This is a genomic window from Dokdonella sp. GW821-FHT11D02 (assembly GCF_058808595.1).
In genome coordinates, this window is the sequence record NZ_CM179520.1 from 1,235,075 (window position 1) to 1,257,225 (window position 22,151).

Genomic DNA, 22,151 nt, shown 5'->3' on the forward strand with positions numbered 1-22,151 from the left:
GACGATCCCGTCAGCGGGTTTCAGCGGACGCTATCGGTGCGCGTGCGCCGTGGCGCGCGGCCAGCTCGCCGACCACCTCGGCCCAGCCGATGCCGCTGCCGCGCAGCAGAACCAGGAGATGGAACACCAGATCGGCCGCTTCCTCGCGCAGCTTCGCCGGCTCGCCGCCGACGGCCGCGAGCGCGGTCTCGACGCCTTCCTCGCCGACCTTCTGCGCGCGCCGCGCGACCGGCGCGGAGAGCAGTTTGGCGACGTAGCTCGAAGCCGGATCGGCGCCGGCGCGCGCGGCGATCAGGGCTTCCAGCTCGTTCAACCACGGATGCGCCGGCGTGCTCGCATCGAAGCAGGTCGGCGTGCCGAGATGACAGGTCGGGCCGGCCGGCAGCGCTTGGCAGAGCAGGGTATCGCGGTCGCAGTCGGCGGCGATCGAAACCAGGCTCAGCACGTGACCCGAGCTCTCGCCCTTGCGCCAGATGCGCTGTTTCGAGCGCGACCAGAAATGGATTTCCCGCGTCTGCAAGGTCAGCACCAGCGCGTCGCGATTGGTGTAGCCGAGCATCAGCACGCGGCCGTCGTGCGCGTGCTGCACGATCAGCGGCAACAAGCCGTCGCCCTTGCCGAAATCGAGCGAATCGACGAGTTCGTTCATTGCCGCACCACGATGCCGCGCGCGGCCAGATAGCGTTTGAGTTCGCCGATGCGGATTTCACCGGAGTGGAACACGCTGGCGGCGAGCGCGGCATCGACGCGGCTTTGCTCGAACACCGCGGCGAAATGCGCCGGCTGGCCGGCGCCGCCGGAGGCGACCAGGGGCAGGGTGGTGGCGGCACGCACGGCGGCGAGTTGCGCCTGCGCGTAGCCGCCGCGCACGCCGTCGGCGCGGATCGAGTTCAGCACGATCTCGCCGGCGCCGCGCGCAGTCGCCTCGCGTACCCAGCCGAGCAGATCGCGGCCGCTGTCGCTGGCGGCGTCGGGCTTGCCGCTGTTGGCGATCACGCGCCAGGACGCGTGCGTGTCCGCTTCGCCTTCGGCGTCGATGCCGACCACCACGCATTGGCTGCCGAAGCGCGCGGCGAGTTCGTCGATCAGCGGCGGGCGCGCCAGCGCGGGACTGTTGACCGAGATCTTGTCGGCGCCGGCGGCGAGCACGCGCTCGGCGTCGGCGACGTTGCGGATGCCGCCGGCGACGCAGAACGGAATGTCGAGTTCGCGTGCGACGCGCGCGACCCAGGCCGGATCGACGCTGCGATTTTCCGGACTCGCCGTGATGTCGTAGAACACCAGTTCGTCAGCGCCTTCGTCGGCGTAGCGGCGCGCCAGCTCGACGATGTCGCCGACGACGCGGTGGTCGCGGAAGCGCACGCCCTTGACGACGACGCCGTCGGCGACGTCCAGGCACGGAATCAGGCGGCGCGCGAGCATGCGGCGATCTCTTCCAGGGCGAGCGTTCCTTCGAGCAGGGCGGTACCGGCGACGCAGGCGGCGACGCCGGTCGCGCCGAGCGCGGCGACGTCGGCGCGATCGCGCACGCCGCCGGAGGCGATCCAGGCGAAGTCCGGCCAGCGTGCCGCGAGTTCGCGATACAGCGCGAGATTGGGGCCGTCGGCCATGCCGTCCTGCGCGATGTCGGTGCTGAGCACGTGGCGCAGGCCGTTGCTGGCGTAGCGGTCGAGCAGGTCGGCGAAATCGATGTCGCTGTCGCCTTGCCAGGCGTCGACGGCAGGGCGCCAGCGGCCGTCTTCGCCGCGGCGCAGATCGAGCGCGAGGCAGAGGCGCTCGGCGCCGAATTCGAACAGCCATTCAACGAAGCGTTCCGGCGCGCGCACCGCGACGCTGCCGACGACCACACGCGCGACGCCGGCAGCGAGCAATCGCTCGATGTCGGCGCGCGTGCGCACGCCGCCGCCGGCCTGCACCGGCGCGCCGAGTGCGGCGATGCGCGCGAGCAGCTCGACTTGCGCCGGTGCGCCGGCGCGGGCGCCGTCGAGGTCGACCAGATGCAGCCAGGGCGCACCGGCTTCGACATAGCGCCGTGCCAACACGACGGCGTCGAGATCGAAGTTGCGCTGCGCGTCGAAGTCGCCTTGCTTGAGGCGCACGACGCGGCCCAGCCGCAGATCGATGGCAGGGATGATCAACATGGGAGCGCGAAAAAGTTGCTCAACAAACGCCGCCCGGCAGCGGCCGATTTTTCCGGATGGAATTGCGCGCCGAACACGCGGCCGCGCGCGACCACCGCGGCGAAGTGTTCGCCGTGATCGCTCGCCGCGAGCGTGTCGTCGCCGGCCGGTGCGGCGTAGCCGTGCACGAAGTAGAACCAGTCGCGATCGTCGATGCCGGCGAGCAGCGGATGTTCGACGCGGTTGCGCAAGGTGTTCCAGCCCATGTGCGGCCAGCTCGGTGCCGCCGGCAGGCGCCGCACGCGGCCGGCGAGCAGGCCGAGGCAGCGCGTCGTGGCGGCACCGTCGGCCTCTTCCGAATCTTCGAACAAGAGCTGCATGCCGAGGCAGACGCCGAGCAGCGGTTGCGTCACGCTGTGCAAGACGCGATCGAGTCCGCGCTCGCGCAGATTGCGCATCGCATGCCCGGCGGCGCCGACGCCGGGCAGGATCACGTGCGTGGCGGCGAAGATGCGGCGCGGCTCGTCGCTGAGCGTCGCTTCGACGCCGACGCGCCGGCACGCTTCGATCAGCGAACCGTAGTTGGCGCCGCCGGCCGGCACGATGATCGCGTCGACTTTCATGCGAGCAGTCCCTTGCTGCTCGGCACCGCCTCGCCATCGCGCCGGATCGCCGCGCGCAGAGCGCGGCCGAGCGCTTTGAAGCACGCCTCGATCATGTGATGGGTGTTGTCGCCGCGCACCGACACGTGCAGATTCGCGCCGAGCGCGTCGGCCAGGCTGCGGAAGAAATGCGGCACCAGCTCGGTCGGCAGTGTGCCGATCTGTTCGCGCGGGAACGCGCCGTCGAACACGAAGTAGGGGCGGCCGGACAAATCCAGCGCGACCTGCGCCGCGCTTTCGTCCATCGGCAGCAGGAAGCCGTAGCGGCAGATGCCGCGGCGGTCGCCGAGCGCTTCGCGCAGCGCCTGGCCAAGCGCGAGCGCGCAGTCTTCCACCGTGTGGTGTTCGTCGATGTGCAGATCGCCGCTGCAGGCCAGCGTCAGCGCGAAACCGCCGTGCACGCCGAGCTGCTCGATCATGTGGTCGAAGAAGCCGATGCCTGTTTGCACTTGTGGCCGCGTCGCGCGGTCGAGGTCGACCGTGGCCTCGATGCGCGTTTCGCGCGTGACGCGCTCGATGCGCGCTTGCCGCGGCGCGTCGAGCAAGGCGTGCGCGATGTTGGGCCAATTCCATTCGGTGCCGAGCCGAAAGCCGCGCAGGCCGAGATTGCGCGCGAATTCGAGATCGGTTTCGCGGTCGCCGATCACCGCGCTGCGCGTGCGATCGAGCGCGCCGGAAGCCAGCCAATGCCGGACCAAACCGGTACTCGGTTTGCGCGTGGGAGCGTTGTCGGCCGGAAAACTGCGGTCGATCAGGATTTCGCGGAAGCGCACGCCTTCGCCGGCGAGGATGTCGAGCAGGAGCTGCTGCGGACCTTCGAACGTGTGCTCGGGAAAACTCGAGGTGCCGAGCCCGTCCTGGTTGCTCACCATCACCAGCTCGTAGCCGGCGGCGACGAAGCGACTCAGTGCTGCGATCGCGCCGGGCACGAGGCGGAACTTCTCGTACGCATCGATCTGCTGATCGGCCGGCTCCTCGATCAAGGTGCCGTCGCGATCGACGAATAAGATCTTCGACAGCGCGCTCATGCCGCGCCTCCCGCCAGCGCGGCGAGCAAGGCGTCGTTCTCGTCCGGCGCGCCGATGGTGATGCGCAGGCAGTGTTCGAGGCCGGCCTGCTTGGAGACGTCGCGCACGAGGATGCCGGCGGCGAGCGCGCGGCGGAACGCGGCGTCGGCGTCGGCGAAGCGCGCCAGCAGAAAGTTGCCGTGCGAACGCCACACGCGATCGACGCCGCGCGTCTGCGCCAGCGCTTGCGCGACGCGCGCGCGTTCGGCCAAGAGCACGTCGATGCGGCGATCGGTGCGTGCGACGGCGTCGTCGTCGAGCGCGGCCAGCGCGGCGCGCACGCTCGGCGTCGGCAGCGGATAGGGCGCGGCGATGCGCGCAACCAGATCGACGATTTCCGCTGCCGCGATCAGCGCGCCGACGCGCGCGCCGGCCAGCGCGTGCACCTTCGACAGCGTGCGCAGCACGGCCAAGTTCGGATGCCGATCGATCAGCGCGCTGGCGCTGCCGACACCGGCGAATTCGATGTAGGCCTCGTCGACCAGGAGCAGGGCGTGCCCGGCAAGCTGCTCGGCGAGTTCGGCCAGCATCTCGCCGTGGTAGAGCGTGCCGGTCGGATTGTTCGGCGAGCAGACTACGACCAGCTTGGTGTCGGCGTCGGTCAACGCGAGCAGCGCCTGTGCATCGAGCGCGAAATCGTCGTCGCCGCGCAGCGCCAGCGCGCGGTACTCGGCGCCTTGCAGCTGCGCGCCGATGCGGTACATGCCGAAGGTCGGTGCCAAGGCGACGACGTTGTCGCGGCCGGCGCGGCAGAACGCGCGCAGCAGGAGATCGATCGCCTCGTCGCTGCCGCGTCCGAGCCAGAGCCGCTCCGGTGCGACCTGATACAGCGCGGCCAGGCGCGCGCGCAGCGCAGCCGGCTGCGGCGCGGGATAGCGGTTCAGGCCGCTGGCGTCGTCGTCGCCGCTCCACGGGCATTCGTTGGCGTCGAGGCGGATGCGCGCCTCGAAACCGCTGCGCCGCGCCGAGGCGTACGGTGTGAACGCGGCCAGCTCGGGGCGTACGCGGGCGAGCAGGCTCATGCGCGCTCCGCGGCGGACTGGCGCGCGCGATCGTCGTTTTGGATGGTGCCGTCGGCGAGCTGCGCCGAGAGGCGCAAGTCGACCGCGCGCGCGTGCGCTTCGAGCCGCTCCGCGCGCGCCAGCACGGCGGCGCCGGGGCCGATCGCGGCGAGGCCGGCGGCGTCGACTTCGAGCACGTTGACCCGGCGCAGGAAGCTGTCCACGCCGACGCCGCCGAAGGCGCGCGCGAAACCGAGCGTGGGCAGCACGTGGTTCGGTCCGGCGCAGTAGTCGCCGAGCGTTTCCGGCGTGTAGTGGCCGAGGAAGATGCTGCCGGCGCGGCTCAGCCGCGGCAGCAGCGCGCGTTCGTCGCCGGTGCTGACGATCAGGTGCTCGGGCGCGTAGCGTTCGGACACGGCGATCGCCTGGTCGAGATCGCGCACTTCGATCAGGCGTGCGTGCGCCAGCGCGGCGGCGGCGATCTCGCGTCGCGGCAAGGTCTCCAGCTGCGTCGCCAGGTGCCGTTCGACCGCGGCGATCAAGCGCGCGCTGGGGCTGACCAGCAGCACCTGCGAATCGGCGCCGTGTTCGGCCTGCGCGAGCAGGTCGGCGGCGACGAAGAACGGCAGCGCCTGATCGTTCGCGATCACCAGCACTTCGGACGGGCCGGCCGGCAGGTCGATCGCGGCGCCGTCCGGATCGGCCGCGACTTCGAGCTTGGCTTGCGTGACCCAGGCATTGCCGGGGCCGAACAGCTTGTCGCAGCGCGGTACCGACTCGCTGCCGTAGGCGAGCGCGGCGATCGCTTGCGCGCCGCCGAGCTTGATCACCCGTCGGACGCCGCACAGTTGCGCCGCAACCAGAATGGCCGGATCGGCGCGGCCGTCGGCGCGCGGCGGCGTCGCCAGCACGATCTCGTCGCAGCCGGCCAGGCGCGCCGGCACCGCCAGCATCCACACGGTCGAGGGCAACGGCGCGCTGCCGGCCGGCGCGTACAGGCCGACCTTGTGGATCGGACGGATCAGCTGCTCGCAGCGCACGCCGCGCGCGGTGTCGACGCGAATGTCGCGCGGCCGCTGCGCCGCGTGGAAGGCTTCGACGCGCCAGATCGCTTCCTGCATCGCCGTGCGCACCTCGCTACCGACTTCGGCTGCCGCGGCGGCGAATTCTTCTGTCGTCACGTCGAAAGAACTCAGCGCGCAGTGATCGAAGCGTTGCGTGTATTCGCGCAAGGCGGCATCGCCGCGCGCACGCACCTCGGCGAGGATCGCGCGCACGGCTTGGATCTGCGTTTCATCGCGCAGCGGGCGCGGCCGCGCCAGCGCTTCGCGGCGCTGGCTTTCGTCCAGCGAAGACCAATCGAGCCGGCGCCAGGCCGGCGTTTTTTCCGCGCGCGCACTCATGCCAGCATGCGCTCCACGTTCAACACCATAAGACTGCGCGCGCCGAGGCGCTTGAGTTCCTCCAGGTGCTGCCAGTCGAGTGCGGCGCTGCACAGCGCCTGCACCGCGATGTCGTCGGGGCGGCCGTCGAGGCTGAGCACACTCGGCACGTCGCGCGCCGGCAGCAGGCGCGTGATGTCGGACAACGCCGCGCGCGGCGCCTGCAGCATCACCAGACGCGCGCCGTCGCCCGACAGCGCGCCGGCGATGCGCGCGCACAGGCGCTCGATCTGCGCGCTCTTCGCACGCGTCGGTTCGAGCGGGCTTTGCGCGAGCACCGCTTCGCTCTCGAACACCGTGGTCAGTTCGCGCAGCTGATTGGCGGCCAAGGTGGCGCCGCTGGAGACCAGATCGCAGATCGCCTCGGCCTTGCCGAGCCGCGGCGCGATCTCGACCGAACCGTTCAGCACGACGATTTCCGCGCGCAAGCCGTTGCGCGCGAGCCAGTCGGCGAGCAGGGCCGGATACGAAGTGGCGATGCGCAGGCCGTCGAGATCAGCGCTTTGCGCGACCGGGCCGGACTGCGGAATCGCGATGGCGAGACGGCAGCCGCCGAAGCCGAGCGAGAGCAGCTCGGTCGGCGCCGGCGCGGCGCCGCCGGCGAGGCGCTGCTCGACCAACACGTTGCGGCCGACCATGCCGAGTTCGCAGCTGCCTTCGACGAGCAGGCCCGGAATGTCGTCGTCGCGCACCAAGAGCACGTCGATCGGCAGATTCTCGCCGTACAGGAACAAGTGATCGCGGCTGGCGCGGAAGGCGAGGCCGGCGCGGCGCAAGAGACCGAGCGAGGCCTCGGCCAGGCGGCCGGATTTCTGCACCGCGATGCGCAGACGATCGGCGCCGGTGCTCATGACGCGGCCCGGCGCGCGTTCGAGGCGCGCCCAGTCTTGTCGGTGACGCGCTTCTTCGCCTGCAGACGCGCGGCAACCATGGCGTAGCCGCCAGCACCCTGTTCGAGGCTGCGCGCGACGCGGCCGATGGTGGTGATGCTGACCGCGGTCGCGTCGTGGATCTGCCAGTACGGCTCGCCGGCGACGAGGTGCGGCACCACGCTCCAGCGGTCGCGCATCGATTCGCGCTCGGCGGGCGTGCACAGGTCGGCGAGGAAGGCGCGCACTTCCTCGACGTTGCGCAGCGCGAGCAAGGCTTCGCACAGCGAGCGCTCGGCGCGTTCGGAGTCGACTTCGGGTTCGAGGTGGCGTCTTTTCATCGCGTTGATGTATTAATGCGTTAGTAGATTGGCGCATGCTACGCAGGGCTGGCGGGCGCGTCAACCGCGCAGTCGCGCAATTGTCGAACTGCTGCCGCCGAGTGGATCGAGCCGCCGCGCCGCGATCGGATCGATGCGTGCGCTGGATCGCCATTCCACGGCGTATGGTCGGTGTACAGTGGGCTGATCCTGGGAACCCCGACGTCTGCGATGAGATTTGCGACTTTCCGCCGACGCTTGACCGCGGGCGCCGTCGCTGCGGCCTGCGTGTTGATGCCGATTGCCGCCGCGTTCGCCGATGCGCCGCCGCCGCGTGCCGAAGCCGATGCGGCGACGCTGACGGCGGAAAACTGCACGCTGGCGGAAGATGCTTCCAGCGCCGCGCGTGCGGCCGCGCTCGCCGCCGCGTTCGAACGCGACGAGACGGCGGTGAAGGCCGGCGACTTCGCTGCCGCCTCCGCTGCGCTCGATTGCGCCGAGCGCCTGGCCGCGGGTTCGGCCGAGTGGCGGCTGCGCTACGAGACGACGCGCCGGCGCGGCGTCTTGCGCTATCGGCAGGAACGCATCGTCGAGTCATTGGACTTGTTCGAAGACGCGCTCGCGATGGCCTCGCGGCACGGCGATCGCATGGCCGAGGCGAAGAGCCTGAAGAACGTCGGCAGCGCGCTGCGCCGGCTCGGCGAATTCCGCGAAGCGTTGCGCGCGTTCCTGGCCAGCCTCGACATCTACCGCCACGACGGCGGCGATTCGCCCGGGCCGGTGCTCAACAACATCGGCGACGTCTATCGCAATCTGCGCGATCCCGCCGCGGCCACGCGCTACTACGAGGAAGCGCTGACCGAATACCGCCAACGTGGCGAAACGATCGAGGCGGCGCATACGCTCGAAAGCCTGGGCGCGCTGTCGCTCGACGAAGGCGACGCGGCGCATGCGATCGAACGCTTGCAGGAGGCGCTCGCGGTCTATCAGCAGAGCGCGGCGCGCACCTACGAGTTGCGCGTCTACGCCGGGCTCGCGCGCGCCGCGCTGGCGCAGAACGATCTCTCCGCAGCGCAAGGCTGGGTCGAGCGCGGCGATGCGCTCGCGCGCAGCCTCGGCATGCCGGCGCCGGCGCCGCTGGTGCTGCAGACCGCGCGCGCGGCGCGGCTGTCCGGCGCGGGCGCGACAGCGGCGAAGGACCTCGAGGGCGCGATCGCGCGTTTGCCGAAAGACGACATCGATCGCGCGGATCTGCTCGAAGAGCTGACCGCTACACGCGAAGCGGCGGGCGATGCGAAGGGCGCGCTGGCGGCGCTGCGCGAGTTCCACGACGCCGACCTTGCGCGACACAAGGCCGAGTACGACCGCGAACTCGGCTGGCTGCGCGCGCGCTTCGAAACCTCCGAACGCGACCGCCGCATCGCCGCGCTGACCGCGGAGAACGAGGTGCGCACGCTGGCGCTGCGCCAGCGCACGATCCTGCTCGGACTGGTGCTGGTCACCGCGCTCGCCGCCGCCTTGGCGGCCTGGCTGCTGCTGCATCGCCGGCGCCAGCGCACGCGCGTGGCGGAAGCCGCGCGCGAGGCGCGGCGCACGCAGGAAATCGAGCACTATCGGCGCGCCGCGGCGGAACTGGTGACCGACCGGCGCTTGCTGCAGGCGGCGCTCGACAGCCGTCCGGATGCGATCCTCGTGCTCGATCCCGCGGCTACCGTCGCCGCTGCCAACGACAGCGCCTGCCGCTTGCTCGGCCGCCAGCGCGAGGCGGTCGTCGGTCATCCGTTTTCCGAGCAGATCGATCCGGCCGACATCGCCGCGTTCGCGACCGTGTTCGAGGAGTTCGAAGAATCGTCCGCCACCGCAACGCTCGATCTGCGCGTGGCCGCTTCGCCGGGCCGGCTGACCTTGCGCCTGGTCGAAGCCGAACAGGAAGACGGCTTGGCCATCATCGGCTTGGAGCCGGCGGCGTCGGCGCTGGTGCCGGCCGCGGTGACGCCGCCGCCGGTGCGCGGCGAGGGCGAAGAGCCGGTGTCGCAGCCGTTCCGGCGCGCGCTGGTCGAGCTGATGTTGGCGGTGGTCGAGGCGTGGGAACGAACCAGCGGCCGCGGCCGCGTCGAGCTGGCCGAACGCAGCCGCATCTGGCGCGTCACCATCGACGACGGCCGCTTGCGCGTGCGCGCGATGGATCGCTATCTGAGCCTGGCGCGGCTGCCGCGCCAGCCGCGCTGGCGCGATGTGCTGCGCTCGGCTTACTTCGTGCTCGCCGAATGCCAGCTCGACGGCGCTCAACGCGAAGAGCTGCAGCGCCGCGTCGACGCGGTGCTCGCTTACACGCGGCGCCGCGCCTTGGTCTGAGGCGCGCGTCGAACGCCGAGCGGAATCGCCCGGCCGCGTCGACGCGCAGCGCCAGCGCAGGGTGTCCTACGCTAGGGCTGCACGTCGACGCACTGCACGCAGACGCCTGCCAACCCCTGACTGGCGGCATACAGCGTGTGATGGTTGTTCGCGTCGAGGAAGCTCGGCGGGCTCAGCACCTGAGCGACGGCGCTGCCGGGCGGCGTCTGCGCGGCGCAATAGTCGCCGGCCAGACGCGCGGCGTGGCCCCAGGCGTCGTCGACGACGCCGCAGCTCATCGGCGTGCAAACCGGACCGCCGAGCGAATGGGCCGGCAGGTCCAACGCCACTTCGCTGCAGTACTGCGGGCGGCAGTCGGGGTCGCGCGAAAGATTCGCCTCGCCGCTTTCGCCGATCCCGCACTGCTCGTGCTGCAGCTTGACGCACTCGTCGTAGATGTGGAGCTGCTTTTCGCTGAATTGGAACGTCGCGACCTGTTTCGCCTGCCCCTTGCCGCAGATGCCGGTGGTGGCCGATCCGTGCGCCGCCGCCGCGCCGGCGACCAAGACGCAAGTCCAAGTGATGTGGCGAAGCGTCTTGCGCATGCGAGCCTCCTCCGATGAGCGATGTCGAGCGATGGTAGGAACGCGTCGCGCGCACTGTCCAGCGGATTTGCAGGCTGAAAGCGGGAAGCGATTGCGGCTAAGTAATTGGCGCACAAGGAACCGCTCGCTGCGCCTTCACGCGCCGTTGACATGCCGCCGCCGCGCCGCTTCCCACCGTGGCCCGATTCGTTCCCGCTATCGTCCTTGGCTCGCGCGCGTGCGGCTGGCTAGCTTGGCGGGCTGTTTCGAGTTCCTTCACGCGATATCGCGAGGTTCCCATGAAAGCCAGCAGACACATCTTTTCCCGCGAGCGGCGCCTGATCGGCCTGCTCGCCTCGTTGCTGATCGCCGCGGCGCCGACCGCGCAGGCGGTCAACTTCGAGAGCTACTACGGTCAGAAGGAAATGCGCGACGACGGTCAGGACGTCAAGGCGGTCAAGTTCTGCCCCGACAACGGCTCGATCATCGTCGGCACGCGCAGCCTGCCCGACGGCGAGACCGAGGCCTTGGCCACGCGCATCAAAGACGATGGCACCGCGATCTGGCAGCGCGCCTACCGCGTCGCCGGCAGCAAGCAGACCAGCGCCAACGCGGTGGTCGAACTCAGCGACGGCAAGGGCTTCGCCCTGACCGGCGCGGTGGTGCGCGATCCCGGCGCGTACATCTACGTGTTGCAGGTCAACTGCGACGGCAAGTTGAACTGGGCGACGATGCTGCAGAACCAGAAGGCCGATTACCGCGCCGTCGGTTACGACATCATCCAGTCGGCCGGCACCACCGGCGCCGCCGCGCCTGGCGATCTGATCGTGGTCGGCGACGAAGTGATCGATCCGGCCAGCGGCAGCAGCTTCGGCCGCATCGCGCGTCTGGCGACCTCGGGCACCGTGATCTGGAGCCAGGCCTACCAGCGTACCGACGTGCAGTTCGGTCTGCGTTTCCGCTCGGTCACCGAGAACATCGCCGCCAGCGGCGCGCCGACCGACCTGGTGGTCGCCGGCTCCGCCGCCGACCGCACGACCTGGAACAGCGAGCGCCGCGCGCTGATGTTCCGCGTCAACGCCGGCGGTGCGCACGTGTGCAACGCGATCCTCGGCAACCAGGGCGAGAACAAGGACTTCAACGGCCTGACTCCGCTCAGCGTCGGCAACTACCGCGGCGAGACCGTGCTGGTCGGCGCCACCGCGCGCAACGGCGGCGTTTCCGACGGCTATCTCGCACGCTTCGCAGTGGGCGCCTGTGCGGTCAAGGCGCAGTCGGAATGGATGGACCCGAACGCCGGCAATGTGATCGCCTACGACGCCGCCGAAGTGCGCGACACCGGCGGCAGCGCCGGCGGCCACGTCGCCGCGGTCGGCACCTTGAACGGCCGTTCCTCCACCGTCGGCTTCCTGCTCTCGGCGCGCTTCGCCGATCTGGCGCAGGAAAATCCGCCCGGTGCGCGTCTGTACGGCACCCTGCGCGACGCGCCCGAAGATCTGTATGCGATGGATCTGATGAAGTCGGACCGTTTCGTGCTGGCCGGCAGCACCTTCGAAGACTGGGAAGGCGTGGGCGATCCGCAGGACTTCTACTTCGTGCAGACCGATCCGGGCCTCAACACGATCTGCTCGGTGGTGTGGGAGCCGCGCGTGCCGCTGCTCGACCTCGCGCCCAAGCGCATCACGCCGCGCATCATCCGCGTGCCCGAGTTCACCCGCGTCGACGTCGAAGAGCGCGGCGCCGAAGGCGAGGGCATCTGCTGCGAACGCGATCCGCCCGAAGGCCGCTGCCCCGGTGTGATCGACAACGGCACCGTGCAGCTCGGCGTGTTGAACACCGGCGCGCTCAACGTCGAATGCGATCCGCCGAATCTTTCCAGCGGGCGCTACGGCACGACCCTGGTCGGCCTGCGCCTGATGTCGACCAACGGCGATGCGTCGGCGCCCGGTTCGCCTTGCGAAGGCTGGGGCGTGGCGAGCGCGGATCTCGGCGTCACCGGCTACACCTCGCGCTGCAGCGGCACGGTCAACGTGGCGGTCAGCAGCTTCAGCTATTCGGGCTCGAGCGCGACTTCGACGGTGCAGATCGGCAACACCTTCCGCGTCACCCACCAGTACAACCCGACGCCGATCACGCCCTATCTCTATCGCGTCGACGTGACGATCGAGAACATCGGCAGCGTGCCGGTGAACGATCTGCGCTATTCGCGCGGCGTCGACTATGACGTCACGCCGAATGGTTTCTCCGAGTACATCACCATCGCCGGCTCCAGCGCGCCGATCGTGATCGCCTCCTACGATAACGGCTTCAACTCGCCCAATCCGCTCGCTTCGCACAGCGGCTTCCCGGGCGACTTCGTCGACCGCGGTCCGAGCGATCTCGGTGCGTTCTTCGACTTCAAGCTGGGCGGTCTCAAATCGGGCGAGAAACTCGCGTTCGTGACCTACTACGGCGCGGCACCGGACGAGCAGAACGCGCTCAACGCGCTCGCCCTGGTCGGCGCCGGCATCTATTCGCTGGGCGAAGCGAATTGGGATGCGAGCGGTTTGCCGCCGTGGAGCACGGGCGCCGGCTTCGGCACCTGGGGCGCCGCCACCGGCGAGCCGAACACCTTCATGTACGGGGTGCAATACCGCCGGCAGTAGGCCGCGCGGTAACGAGGGGAGGCGGCTGTTCTGGGCGAGGGGATGGAGACAGCCGCCGGTCGCAACGCAACGGCCCGCGCGCAAGCGCGGGTCGTTGCGTGAGCGGCGTCAGCGGCCCGGTTCAGTCGAAGCCGTCGGCGAAGATGCGATCGCCGCTCTGCGTCAGCCGCACCACGGCGAGATCGACCAGCGGCGAGTCGGTTGCGCGCTGGACCGAACCGGCCAGGATGGGGCGTCCATCCGGCAGCAGGGTCAGTGCGGTGAGGTCGCTGGCGACGCCGTTCGGCGCGAGGTCGGCTTTGAACAGGCCGGCGTCGGCGAAGTCCGGGTCGAGTTCGCCGTTCGCGCCGACGCGCAGCGCGAGAAAGTTCTGCTTTTCGCCCGGCACGCTGTAGGTGACCGAGAACAGCAGCTTGCCGTCGTCCTGTCGCGCCACGCCGGTGACGTAGTGGTTCCAGGCACCGGCCATCAGCGCGAACGGTTGGAAGCCGGGCGTCGCGACGGCGCCGAAACTCGCATCGGAACTGCCGTCGCCGTCGATGCGGCCGAGCACCAGATCGAGATTGCCGTCGCCGTTCTGGTGGAAGCCGCCGAATACCGCCGTGCCGTCGGGCTGCAGCAGCAGCTTGTTGATGCCGTTCAGCGTGGACGCGTCGCCCGGCACGTGGAACACGCGCCAGCCGCTGCCGTTGAACGCAGTGTCGTAGGCACCGTCGACGTCCAGACGCGCGATCGCGAAATCGCCGCCCATGCCCATGCCGTACACCTCGTACTGGCCGGCGACGAGCATGCCGCCCGTCGGCGTCAGCTCGATCGAGGTCAGGAAACCGCCGTTGCCGGCGACGCCGTCCCAGGCCAGGCTCACGCTGCCGTCGGCGGCGGGGCCGAAGCTCGAATCGGGGCTGCCGTCCGCGTTCATGCGCACGACCAGGCTGCTGTAGGCGCCCTGGGTCACGCGCTCGCCGACGGCGACGATGCGGTTTTGAGCGTCGATCGCGAACGCATGCAGATAGGTCGAAGGCAGCACCACGACGCCGCCGCTGCCGAAGGTCGGATCGAGCACGCCGTGCGTGTCGAGCTTGACCACGAAGCCGGCGAGCGGCCCAAACGCTTCGGCGCTGCCGACGGCGAGGATCGAGCCGTCGGGCAGGATGCGCAGATCTTCGATGATCTGCATCTGATCGCCCGGCACCAGGTCGGGCAACACGACCAAGCCGGCGATGCCGGCGGCGTCGATGAAATCCGCATCCGGGCTGCCGTCCGCATTCAGGCGCATCACCACCGCGCGCATGTGCGGATCGAAGGGTGAGGTGTCGATGAACTTGTTGCGCGTGCCGCCGAACACGAGCTTGCCGTCGGCCTGCACGCGCGCGACGCGGGTGCGCAATTCGCGGCCTTCGATATCGTCCAGCGCCAGGATGGCGACGCCGTCGCTGCCGAAGCCGGGATCGATTTGTCCGTCGGCGGCATGACTGCGCAGAGGGCTCAGCGCGCCGAGCAGCGCTGCCGCGCCGAGTAGGGTAGTTCGCAACGACATCCACACATCTCCGTGATTGAACGCGCCGGCAGCCTGCCGCCGCGGCGGCGCGGCTGCATGCAGAACTCGTCAAGGTCGCGTTCGGTTCGTATCAGCGCGAACGCAAGTGATTGATTGCGCGGCGAGCCGCACCGATCAGCGCGGCTTGGGCGCGAGCCGGAGGTCGGCGTCGATCTCGCGTTCGCCGGCCAGCGCACGCGCGCGGGCGAGCGCGATGCGCCACAGGTTGGCCTCGCCGAGGGCGTGGTAGACGCGCAATTGCAGCAACGCCGACTCGTAGTCGCGTGCGGCCCAGACCGCGACGCGTTCGGCCACCGCGCCTGCCTGCGCCAGATCGCCGGCGCGGATCAGCCAGCCGGCGTAGGCGCGCGCGGCCTCGCGCAGGTCGAGCGGGATGCGCGTCGCATCGGCCTCGGCCAGCGCGTCGGCGTAGAGCTTGCCGGCGCCGGCGTCGCCGCCGGCGGCAGCGATTTCGGCGCGGGCGAGGCTGGCGTGGAAGCGTGTGCCGGCGGAACCGTCGTGCGCGGCCAGCGTGGTCAAGGCGGCGAGCGCGTCGGCGGTGTCGCGGCCGGCGGCGAGCCGCGCGCGCACTCGCAGCAGCCCGACGCGGGCGCGCTCGTGCGGATCGTCGGCGACCGCGGTGTAGTGCTGCGCGGCGGTGTCGGCCGCGTCGGCGGCGCGTGGCGCTTCGCCGCGCGCGAGTGCGAGTTCGGCCGCGAGCGTGCTGGCGCGCGCGATGGCGACGCGGTCGTCGTCGCGGCGCGCTGCGGCGAGCACGCGCTCGAGTTCGCTGTCGAGCGAACGCAAGCGGCCGTTCGCGGCCAGCACCTGCAGGCGCGTCAGCTCGCCGTAGCGTTGGCGCGCCGGATCGGACACTTGACCGACCAGTTGGCTCAAGCGTGCGTCGAGGGCGAGTGCCTGGTCGGGTTCGAGCTGGGCCAGTTTGAGTTCGGCCACCGCGGTCAGCGCGTTCAGTTCCGGCGCATGCGCGCCGAACGTGGCGAAGCGGTCGGCCGCGCGGGTGAAGGCGGCTTCCGCCTCGGCGTAGCGGCCGCGCAGCATGTCGAGCGCACCGAGGTTGGAATCGAGCACGGCCAGCGCGAGCAGATTGCCGGCGGTTTCGAACGCGACGCGCGCCTCGGCCAGATCGGCCAGCGCCGCGTCGTGGCGCTGGATCGCGCTGTAGTAGGCGGCGCGCCCGTTCAGGGCTTTGCCGAGCGCGTCCGGCGCGTGTTCGCGGCGCAACAGAGCGATCGCCTGGTCGAAGCGCTGCTCCGCCAAGCGGTTGTCGTCGCGCTGTGCCGCGATCACACCGAGATTGCTCAACGCACGCGCGTGCAGCACCGCGTCGCGTTCGGGCGATACCGCCGCGGCGATCGCCTTGTAGCCGGCTTCGGCCTGGTCGAGGTGACCGGCCTGATGGTCGATCTGCGCCATGCGCATGCGCAGCTCGGGATTCTCGCGCTGCGCGGGACCGGCCCCTTCGAGCAAGGCGCGCGCGGTGTCGAGGCGCTCGGCCAGGATCGCCGCGTCCACCTGTGGTAACAGATCGGCCAGCGCGGCGGCGTCGGCATTGCCGCCGCGGCGGTCGGCGCCGGGCGCGTAACCGAGTTGCTGCGCCAGTCGATCGGCGGCGATGCGGGCGGCGGCGAGCACGTCGGCGGCTTCGCCTTCGGCGCTGAGCGGCGCGGTGTCGCCGTAGACCGTGCGCAGCGAGACGCGCCAGCGGCCGCCGTTCTCGTTGGCCTGTGCGTCGATCACCAATCCGGCGCCGGCCGCGTGCGCGAGCGCCGCGAAGTCCTCCGTGCGCGTGGCGTTACGCGATCCGGTCAGGGCGACCACGTTGTCGCTCGGCACCACCGGCACGCCGGCCGCGCGCAGGCGCGCCGCGATCAGATCCATCACACCCAGGCGCACCCAGTCGTAGCCGCTGCCGGCGCTGGTCGCCACCGGCAACACCAGCACGACGCGTCCGCCGTCGTGCGATGCGGCGGTCGAGGCCGGTGCGTCCGCTTTGCGCAAGTACGACGCGCCGGCCCACGCCAGCGCCAGTGCGGCGAGCGCTAGCAGGGTCAACCAGAGCGTGCTGCGGCGGCGCGTGCGCGCTGCGGGCGTGCCGGCGTTCGGAGTCGAGTCGGTTGCGGGTGGAGAATCCGCCGTCATCGGCGTCGGTTGCGGTTCCGCCGCGGCGGCCGCTTCGGCCGCGCGTTCCGCCGTCTCCTCGACCGTTTCGGTCGGTGCGACCCAGTGATAGCCGAAGCGGAACACGGTGCGGATGCACTGCTGTTCCTTGCCGGTGTCGTCGAGCACGCGGCGCGCCGACAGCACGGTCTGGCCGAGCATGCCGTCGGTGATGTCGGCCTTGCCCCAGACCGCGGCGATCAGCTCGTCGCGGCCGACCGCGCGATCGCGGTGTTCGACCAGGTAGACGATGCAATCGAAGGCGCGCGGCGGCACCGGCACCGGCGCGCTGCCACGCCGCAGTTCGCGCGTCGCTGCGTCGAGCCGGAATTCGCCGAAACGGTGGATGCGAGCCATCCCGTCAGTATCGCGTCATTCGCGCGACGGCGGAATGCGGTATGGCGCGGCCGATCGCGTCAGCGAAAGTCCGCCGACAGCGCCTCGCGCATCGCGGCAGCGACGACGGCATCGACGGCGTAGTGCGGATGGTCGGCGCGGAAGGCGAAGGCGGCGCCGTCGCGCAGCGCCGCGATCTGCGCCGGTGCGAACTCGAAGCGCAGGAAGTGCACGGCGGCGGTCTTGGTCTCGTTGCTGCGTTCCAGATCCTCGTCGGCGATGGCGTAGACCGGCTCGCTGTCGCCGACCACGGCCGCGATGCGTTCCTCGATGCCGCGCAGGCGCGCCAGTTCGCGCTGGCGTTCGGCGACGTCGTCGTACTCGATCAAGAGGGTCGCCTTGAGATTGCTGCCGTCCGGAATCAGCGGATTGTAGGCCTCGAGTTCTTCGGCGATCGCGGCCGGTTCGAAGATGCGTTCGATGCGCAGCATTTCCTGCACCTGATATTGCACGGTCAGGCGATCTTCGAAGATCAAGGTCAGGTGCTCACCCAGATGCAGCTTGCGCGCGTTCTTGTGCGCCAGCACGCGCGCGCGGAACGCGAGCCGTTCGCGTGCGTAGTCTTCGAGCTTCCAGAGGTCGGCGTGGGTCAGCTTGTTCATGTCGATGGCTTGGGCTTGGCTCGCGCTTGCGGCAGAAGAAAACGGCATGGTGTGTGCGCTTCAAATCCCATAAGCGTAGCGCAGCAGACTGATCGGGCTTTCGGCACCCGGCCGATCGCCGAGCCCGTGCGCCAGATGCGCGCCCGCCATCGGACAGTCGCTGGCGAAATGGTCGGGCGCGGCCTGCGCGATGCGCGTCTCGACCGGCTTGGCGATCTTGCGCGAGATCGCATAGGTCGCGCTTTTGACGCCGTAGGTGCCGTCATGACCGGAGCAGCGTTCGATCGTCGTGATCGCGGTATCGGGCACCAGCGCCAGGACGTCGCGCGTTTTCGGTCCGATGTTCTGCACGCGCTGATGACACGGCGCATGCCAGGCGACCTTGCCGAGCGCTTGTGCGAAATCGGTTTTCAGCAAACCGGCCTGATGGCGCTGCCAGAGGTATTCGAACGGATCGAAGAAATGGCGCTTGACCAGCTGCACGTCTTCGTCGTCGGGGAACATCAGCGGCAGCTCTTGCTTGAACATCAAGACGCATGAGGGAATCGTCGCGCTCAGGTCCCAGCCCGCGCGCGCAGCGGCGGCGAGGACCGGAATATTGGTGCGCTTGTACTTCGCCACCGCATCGAGGTCGCCGAGTTCGAGCTTGGGCATGCCGCAGCAGACTTCGCGCTCGACCAGCTGGGTGGCGACACCGTTGTGACGCAGCACGACGGCGAGATCTTCCACCGCCTGCGGCTGCGAGACATTGCAGTAGCAGGTCGCGAACAGAGCAACCTTGCCGCGCGTACGGCCGGCGGGTTGCGCCGCCTCGGCGGAGCCGTCGAAGTGTTTCAGCCGGCGCCTGGCGGTGGGGCTGTGGTAGTCGGGCAGGCGCGCGTCCGGATGCACACCGAGCGTTTTCTCCAACAGTCGCCGCGTCGGCTTGGCCTGGTTGGACGCGTTGACGAGGTTGACCACCAGCGGTATCGAGGCGAGCTTGCCGACCGCGCTGGTGCTGGACAGGATCTTCTCCGCGAGCGTGGCGCCGTGCTGGCGGAACTGCACCGCTTTCGCGCGCAGCATCAGATGCGGGAAGTCGACGTTCCATTCGTGCGGCGGTACGTATGGACACTTGGTCTGATAGCAGAGGTCGCACAGATAGCACTGCTCGACCACCTTGGCGTAGTCGCTCTTGGCGACGCCGTCGACTTCCATCGTGGTCGATTCGTCGACCAGGTCGAACAAGGTCGGGAAGGCGTGGCACAGGCTGACGCAGCGGCGGCAGCCGTGGCAGATGTCGAACACGCGTTCGAGCTCGGCGTCGAGCGCGTCGCGGTCGTAGAACGCGGGGTTCTTCCAATCCAATGCGTGGCGCGTCGGCGCGTCGAGGCTGCCTTCGCGCGGCGAGGGCGCAACGGTGCTCATCGGAAACTCCGTCCAGTCAACGCCGTTCTTCACCGATGATCGAAGATCGCATCAGGCGATCTCGCGATCATCGATGCAAGAAAGGAAAACTCAGCCGACTTCGCCGAGCGCCTTGGTGAAGCGGTTCGCGTGCGAGCGCTCGGCCTTGGCCAGGGTTTCGAACCAGTCGGCGATTTCCTCGAAGCCTTCCTCGCGCGCGGCCTTGGCCATGCCCGGATACATGTCGGTGTATTCGTGCGTCTCGCCGGCGATGGCGGTCTTCAAGTTGTTGACCGTGTCGCCGAAGGGCAGGCCGGTGGCGGGATCGCCGACCGCTTCGAGGTATTCCAGATGGCCGTGCGCATGGCCGGTCTCGCCTTCGGCGGTGGAGCGGAACACGGCGGCGACGTCGTTGTGACCTTCGACGTCGGCCTTCTGGGCGAAATACAGATAACGTCGGTTCGCCTGCGACTCGCCGGCGAACGCGGCCTTGAGGTTCTCTTCAGTGCGGCTGCCTTTCAGGTTGCTCATGATGGCCTCGTGGATGACGTGGGTGTGCGGCGCCGCTGCAGCCGGCGCCTCGACCGACCCTAACACCGCGCACTCGCGCCGTGAAATCGACCTGGGCGATGACGCCGATAGGAAGCCCCTATCGCCACGCCGCCGTCAACGATGCAGATGCCCGGCCGCTTCCGGCTGATAGCGGATCGCCGCGATGCGCAGCGCGGCTTCGCGGCCGCCCGGCATCGGCCAGCGGATCGCAGCGCCCACGCGCAAGCCGAGGATCGCACTGCCGACCGGGGCGAGTACCGAAACCTTGCCGGCCTCGCCGTCCGCGTCGCGCGGATAGACCAAGGTCAACTCGCGCTTCTCGTGGCTTGCCTCGTCGATGACCTCGGCGGTGGAGTTCATCGTGACCACGTCGGCCGGCATCTCCTGCGGCTCGACGATGCGCGCGCGCGTGAGTTCGCCGCGCAGCGCCTCGGCACCTGCGGCTTGCCGATGCGCCGGCGTGTCGAGCAGGATTTCGAGGCGCTCGAGATCGAGGCTGGAGACGAGGATCGGCGGCGCGTCGGTGTTCATCGGAACTCCCTGTGATGGATCGCATGACTGCGTAGAAGTGGTGCGAAGACCGTAGCCGATCGCGCCGGCATTCTCAAACCGACCTTCTCGAAAGAGCCAGCGCTCTCAGGCGCGCTTGCGCGGCCGCGCCTTGGGCGCCGCTGGGGTCGTCGCGCCGGCGTCGAGCAGGCCTTGCGGCAATGTGCGAAAGACCTCGGCGAGTTGTTTGAGAACGCGCGCGATGGCCGAACTCTTGCGCCAGACCATGGCGATGCGGCGATGCGGTGCGCGGCCGCGGAATTCGACCAGCTGGATGTTGGCGGACGAGGCCACCGGGGGCTTCACCGCCAGCGTCGGCAGCAAGGTGATGCCGACCCCGGCGGCGACCATCTGGCGCAGCGTTTCCAGACTGGTGGCGCGAAAGCCGCTGCGTTCGCCGGCGCCGGCGAGATGACAGACTTCGAGCGCCTGTTCGCGCAGGCAATGACCTTCTTCGAGCAGGAGCAGGTTCTGCTCGGCCAGGTCGCCGAGCTTGAGCGCAGCATGCGTCGCCAGCGCATGACCTTCCGGCACCGCCAGCACGAAGTCTTCCTCGAACAGGAATTCCTGGTGCAGCTGCTCGTCGTGGATCGGCAGCGCGAGGATGCCGGCGTCGAGACGGCCTTCGCGCAAGAGGCGCAGCAGCGCTTCGGTCTTCTCTTCGGTCAGCAGCAGCTCCAAGCGCGGAAAGCGCGCACGGATCGCCGGCACCACGTGCGGCAATAGATACGGACCCAAGGTCGGAAAGATGCCCAGGCGCACCGCGCCCGATTCCGGATCGGCGGTGCGCCGCGCGACGCTGCGAATCTGATCGATCTCGTGCAGCACCTGGCGCGCGCGTTGCGCGATCTCGCGGCCGGTCTCGGTCAGCAGCACCTTGCGCGGCGTGCGTTCGACCAGGGCGACGCCGAGTTCGTCTTCGAGTTTCTTGATCTGCGTCGACAGCGTCGGCTGACTGACGAAGCTGGCTTCGGCGGCGCGGCCGAAGTGCTTGTGCTCGGCGAGAGCGACCAGGTAGTGGAGATCACGCAGGTTCACGGAGGCTGGCTCCAGGGGTCGTGGAGGCTGGCGTCAAACGATTGAAGCATTCAATCGAAACAATATCAACAATCGATTTGAAATATGGAGGCGAGGTCACTATCTTGTTCGGGTCGGCGCGCTTCAGCGCCACCTCGCAACACTCCCCAAGCCATCCCTCCCAACCCTCCGCAGGAGTTCATCATGCTGACCATTGGCGACAAGTTTCCCGAATTCAATCTGAAGGCCACGGTCTCGACCGAGAGCGTCGAGAAGGCGTTCGCGCAGATCGACAACAAGACCTACAAGGGCAAGTGGCTGCTGGTGTTCTTCTACCCGAAGGACTTCACCTTCGTCTGCCCGACCGAGATCAAGGGCTTCGGCGATCTCAACAAGCAGTTCGCCGATCGCGACTGCCAGGTTCTGGCCGCGAGCACCGACAGCGAGTTCGTGCACCTGGCCTGGCGCAAGGACCACAAGGATCTGAAGGATCTGCCGTTCCCGATGCTGGCCGACACCGCCAAGCGCCTGTCGACCTCGCTCGGCATCCTCGATGCGGAAGAAGGCGTGGCCAAGCGCGCGACCTTCCTGGTCGATCCGGAAGGCGTGATCCGCTTCGCTTACGTCACCGACGGCAGCGTCGGCCGCAACCCGCAGGAAGTACTGCGCGTGCTCGACGCGCTGCAGACGGACGAGCTGTGCCCGTGCAACTGGAAGCAGGGCGAAGAAACGCTGAAAGCGGCCTGATCGTCGCCGTGCGCCGTGCCGTCGCGTCGCAGTAGTTGAGCGACGCGACGCAACGGCCTCGCCGACCGTCCCTCCGTCCGGGGCGGCCTGACCCCGCCCCCAAACGGCCGGCACCGTTCACACTCTCCCGTCGACGATGC

The 22,151-nt window shown here is 69.4% G+C and carries 20 protein-coding genes; 3 read left to right on the plus strand and 17 right to left on the minus strand.

Annotation, left to right across the window (positions count from 1 at the left end; all coding sequences use genetic code 11):
* Positions 1–10: 10 nt before the first annotated feature.
* Genes hisIE through AC3QL3_RS05255 form a run of 9 tightly spaced genes read right to left on the minus strand, consistent with a single transcriptional unit; the run spans position 11 to position 7,502 of the window.
* The gene (hisIE, locus tag AC3QL3_RS05215; RefSeq protein WP_492897272.1) at positions 11–649 is read right to left on the minus strand and encodes a bifunctional phosphoribosyl-AMP cyclohydrolase/phosphoribosyl-ATP diphosphatase HisIE; all 639 of its coding nucleotides are present in this window, start codon (positions 647–649) and stop codon (positions 11–13) included.
* Positions 646–1,422: an imidazole glycerol phosphate synthase subunit HisF gene (hisF, locus tag AC3QL3_RS05220; protein WP_492897273.1), complete on the minus strand. Its 777-nt coding sequence runs from the start codon at positions 1,420–1,422 to the stop codon at positions 646–648. The genes hisIE and hisF overlap by 4 nt, the downstream gene beginning before the upstream one ends.
* Positions 1,404–2,141 (minus strand): 1-(5-phosphoribosyl)-5-[(5-phosphoribosylamino)methylideneamino]imidazole-4-carboxamide isomerase, encoded by a 738-nt coding sequence (locus AC3QL3_RS05225; RefSeq protein ID WP_492897274.1) that lies wholly within the window; start codon positions 2,139–2,141, stop codon positions 1,404–1,406. Before AC3QL3_RS05225 ends, hisF begins: the two co-directional genes overlap by 19 nt.
* A complete protein-coding gene (gene hisH, locus AC3QL3_RS05230) occupies positions 2,135–2,743 on the minus strand; it encodes an imidazole glycerol phosphate synthase subunit HisH (RefSeq protein ID WP_492897275.1) in 609 nt (202 codons plus the stop codon). Before hisH ends, AC3QL3_RS05225 begins: the two co-directional genes overlap by 7 nt.
* Positions 2,740–3,810 (minus strand): bifunctional histidinol-phosphatase/imidazoleglycerol-phosphate dehydratase HisB, encoded by a 1,071-nt coding sequence (gene hisB / locus AC3QL3_RS05235; RefSeq protein WP_492897276.1) that lies wholly within the window; start codon positions 3,808–3,810, stop codon positions 2,740–2,742. Before hisB ends, hisH begins: the two co-directional genes overlap by 4 nt.
* Positions 3,807–4,871 (minus strand): histidinol-phosphate transaminase, encoded by a 1,065-nt coding sequence (gene hisC / locus AC3QL3_RS05240; protein ID WP_492897277.1) that lies wholly within the window; start codon positions 4,869–4,871, stop codon positions 3,807–3,809. Before hisC ends, hisB begins: the two co-directional genes overlap by 4 nt.
* Entirely contained in the window at positions 4,868–6,253 is a 1,386-nt protein-coding gene (gene hisD / locus AC3QL3_RS05245) for a histidinol dehydrogenase (protein ID WP_492897278.1), read from the minus strand. Before hisD ends, hisC begins: the two co-directional genes overlap by 4 nt.
* On the minus strand, positions 6,250–7,143 hold the full coding sequence (gene hisG, locus AC3QL3_RS05250; RefSeq protein ID WP_492897279.1) for an ATP phosphoribosyltransferase: 894 nt from the start codon (positions 7,141–7,143) through the stop codon (positions 6,250–6,252). The genes hisD and hisG overlap by 4 nt, the downstream gene beginning before the upstream one ends.
* Complete coding sequence (locus AC3QL3_RS05255; protein ID WP_492897280.1) at positions 7,140–7,502, minus strand: YerC/YecD family TrpR-related protein; 363 nt, start codon at positions 7,500–7,502, stop codon at positions 7,140–7,142. The genes hisG and AC3QL3_RS05255 overlap by 4 nt, the downstream gene beginning before the upstream one ends.
* Positions 7,503–7,712: 210 nt before the next feature.
* Between AC3QL3_RS05255 and AC3QL3_RS05260 the strand changes: the two genes are divergently transcribed.
* The gene (locus tag AC3QL3_RS05260; protein ID WP_492897282.1) at positions 7,713–9,836 is read left to right on the plus strand and encodes a tetratricopeptide repeat protein; all 2,124 of its coding nucleotides are present in this window, start codon (positions 7,713–7,715) and stop codon (positions 9,834–9,836) included.
* Between the two features lie 71 nt (positions 9,837–9,907).
* Here the strand turns inward: AC3QL3_RS05260 and AC3QL3_RS05265 are convergent, their stop codons facing one another.
* Positions 9,908–10,420: a hypothetical protein gene (locus tag AC3QL3_RS05265; RefSeq protein WP_492897283.1), complete on the minus strand. Its 513-nt coding sequence runs from the start codon at positions 10,418–10,420 to the stop codon at positions 9,908–9,910.
* Positions 10,421–10,698: 278 nt separating this feature from the next.
* Between AC3QL3_RS05265 and AC3QL3_RS05270 the strand changes: the two genes are divergently transcribed.
* Positions 10,699–13,044 (plus strand): hypothetical protein, encoded by a 2,346-nt coding sequence (locus AC3QL3_RS05270; RefSeq protein WP_492897284.1) that lies wholly within the window; start codon positions 10,699–10,701, stop codon positions 13,042–13,044.
* 121 nt (positions 13,045–13,165) lie between these two features.
* Here AC3QL3_RS05270 and AC3QL3_RS05275 read toward each other — a convergent pair whose 3' ends face one another.
* From AC3QL3_RS05275 to oxyR, 7 genes are all read right to left on the minus strand, one after another.
* Positions 13,166–14,581: a hypothetical protein gene (locus tag AC3QL3_RS05275; protein ID WP_492897285.1), complete on the minus strand. Its 1,416-nt coding sequence runs from the start codon at positions 14,579–14,581 to the stop codon at positions 13,166–13,168.
* Positions 14,582–14,716: 135 nt separating this feature from the next.
* Entirely contained in the window at positions 14,717–17,119 is a 2,403-nt protein-coding gene (locus AC3QL3_RS05280; protein ID WP_492897286.1) for a winged helix-turn-helix domain-containing protein, read from the minus strand.
* A gap of 59 nt (positions 17,120–17,178) precedes the next feature.
* Positions 17,179–17,760 (minus strand): DUF3501 family protein, encoded by a 582-nt coding sequence (locus AC3QL3_RS05285; protein WP_492897287.1) that lies wholly within the window; start codon positions 17,758–17,760, stop codon positions 17,179–17,181.
* A gap of 60 nt (positions 17,761–17,820) precedes the next feature.
* On the minus strand, positions 17,821–19,167 hold the full coding sequence (locus AC3QL3_RS05290; protein ID WP_492897288.1) for a heterodisulfide reductase-related iron-sulfur binding cluster: 1,347 nt from the start codon (positions 19,165–19,167) through the stop codon (positions 17,821–17,823).
* 90 nt (positions 19,168–19,257) lie between these two features.
* A complete protein-coding gene (locus AC3QL3_RS05295) occupies positions 19,258–19,677 on the minus strand; it encodes a rubrerythrin family protein (RefSeq protein ID WP_492897289.1) in 420 nt (139 codons plus the stop codon).
* Between the two features lie 135 nt (positions 19,678–19,812).
* Positions 19,813–20,229: a nucleoside diphosphate kinase regulator gene (gene rnk / locus AC3QL3_RS05300; protein ID WP_492897290.1), complete on the minus strand. Its 417-nt coding sequence runs from the start codon at positions 20,227–20,229 to the stop codon at positions 19,813–19,815.
* A gap of 105 nt (positions 20,230–20,334) precedes the next feature.
* A complete protein-coding gene (gene oxyR / locus AC3QL3_RS05305; protein WP_492897291.1) occupies positions 20,335–21,285 on the minus strand; it encodes a DNA-binding transcriptional regulator OxyR in 951 nt (316 codons plus the stop codon).
* Between the two features lie 183 nt (positions 21,286–21,468).
* Between oxyR and AC3QL3_RS05310 the strand changes: the two genes are divergently transcribed.
* A complete protein-coding gene (locus AC3QL3_RS05310; protein ID WP_492897292.1) occupies positions 21,469–22,011 on the plus strand; it encodes a peroxiredoxin in 543 nt (180 codons plus the stop codon).
* Positions 22,012–22,151 lie beyond the last annotated feature (140 nt).

What these genes read in the sequence shown, in the direction of transcription:
- hisIE (WP_492897272.1), bottom strand. Translation starts at nt 649, where the DNA reads ATGAACGAACTCGTCGATTCGCTCGATTTCGGCAAGGGCGACGGCTTG.
- hisF (WP_492897273.1), bottom strand. Translation starts at nt 1,422, where the DNA reads ATGCTCGCGCGCCGCCTGATTCCGTGCCTGGACGTCGCCGACGGCGTC.
- AC3QL3_RS05225 (WP_492897274.1), bottom strand. Translation starts at nt 2,141, where the DNA reads ATGTTGATCATCCCTGCCATCGATCTGCGGCTGGGCCGCGTCGTGCGC.
- hisH (WP_492897275.1), bottom strand. Translation starts at nt 2,743, where the DNA reads ATGAAAGTCGACGCGATCATCGTGCCGGCCGGCGGCGCCAACTACGGT.
- hisB (WP_492897276.1), bottom strand. Translation starts at nt 3,810, where the DNA reads ATGAGCGCGCTGTCGAAGATCTTATTCGTCGATCGCGACGGCACCTTG.
- hisC (WP_492897277.1), bottom strand. Translation starts at nt 4,871, where the DNA reads ATGAGCCTGCTCGCCCGCGTACGCCCCGAGCTGGCCGCGTTCACACCG.
- hisD (WP_492897278.1), bottom strand. Translation starts at nt 6,253, where the DNA reads ATGAGTGCGCGCGCGGAAAAAACGCCGGCCTGGCGCCGGCTCGATTGG.
- hisG (WP_492897279.1), bottom strand. Translation starts at nt 7,143, where the DNA reads ATGAGCACCGGCGCCGATCGTCTGCGCATCGCGGTGCAGAAATCCGGC.
- AC3QL3_RS05255 (WP_492897280.1), bottom strand. Translation starts at nt 7,502, where the DNA reads ATGAAAAGACGCCACCTCGAACCCGAAGTCGACTCCGAACGCGCCGAG.
- AC3QL3_RS05260 (WP_492897282.1), top strand. Translation starts at nt 7,713, where the DNA reads ATGAGATTTGCGACTTTCCGCCGACGCTTGACCGCGGGCGCCGTCGCT.
- AC3QL3_RS05265 (WP_492897283.1), bottom strand. Translation starts at nt 10,420, where the DNA reads ATGCGCAAGACGCTTCGCCACATCACTTGGACTTGCGTCTTGGTCGCC.
- AC3QL3_RS05270 (WP_492897284.1), top strand. Translation starts at nt 10,699, where the DNA reads ATGAAAGCCAGCAGACACATCTTTTCCCGCGAGCGGCGCCTGATCGGC.
- AC3QL3_RS05275 (WP_492897285.1), bottom strand. Translation starts at nt 14,581, where the DNA reads ATGTCGTTGCGAACTACCCTACTCGGCGCGGCAGCGCTGCTCGGCGCG.
- AC3QL3_RS05280 (WP_492897286.1), bottom strand. Translation starts at nt 17,119, where the DNA reads ATGGCTCGCATCCACCGTTTCGGCGAATTCCGGCTCGACGCAGCGACG.
- AC3QL3_RS05285 (WP_492897287.1), bottom strand. Translation starts at nt 17,760, where the DNA reads ATGAACAAGCTGACCCACGCCGACCTCTGGAAGCTCGAAGACTACGCA.
- AC3QL3_RS05290 (WP_492897288.1), bottom strand. Translation starts at nt 19,167, where the DNA reads ATGAGCACCGTTGCGCCCTCGCCGCGCGAAGGCAGCCTCGACGCGCCG.
- AC3QL3_RS05295 (WP_492897289.1), bottom strand. Translation starts at nt 19,677, where the DNA reads ATGAGCAACCTGAAAGGCAGCCGCACTGAAGAGAACCTCAAGGCCGCG.
- rnk (WP_492897290.1), bottom strand. Translation starts at nt 20,229, where the DNA reads ATGAACACCGACGCGCCGCCGATCCTCGTCTCCAGCCTCGATCTCGAG.
- AC3QL3_RS05310 (WP_492897292.1), top strand. Translation starts at nt 21,469, where the DNA reads ATGCTGACCATTGGCGACAAGTTTCCCGAATTCAATCTGAAGGCCACG.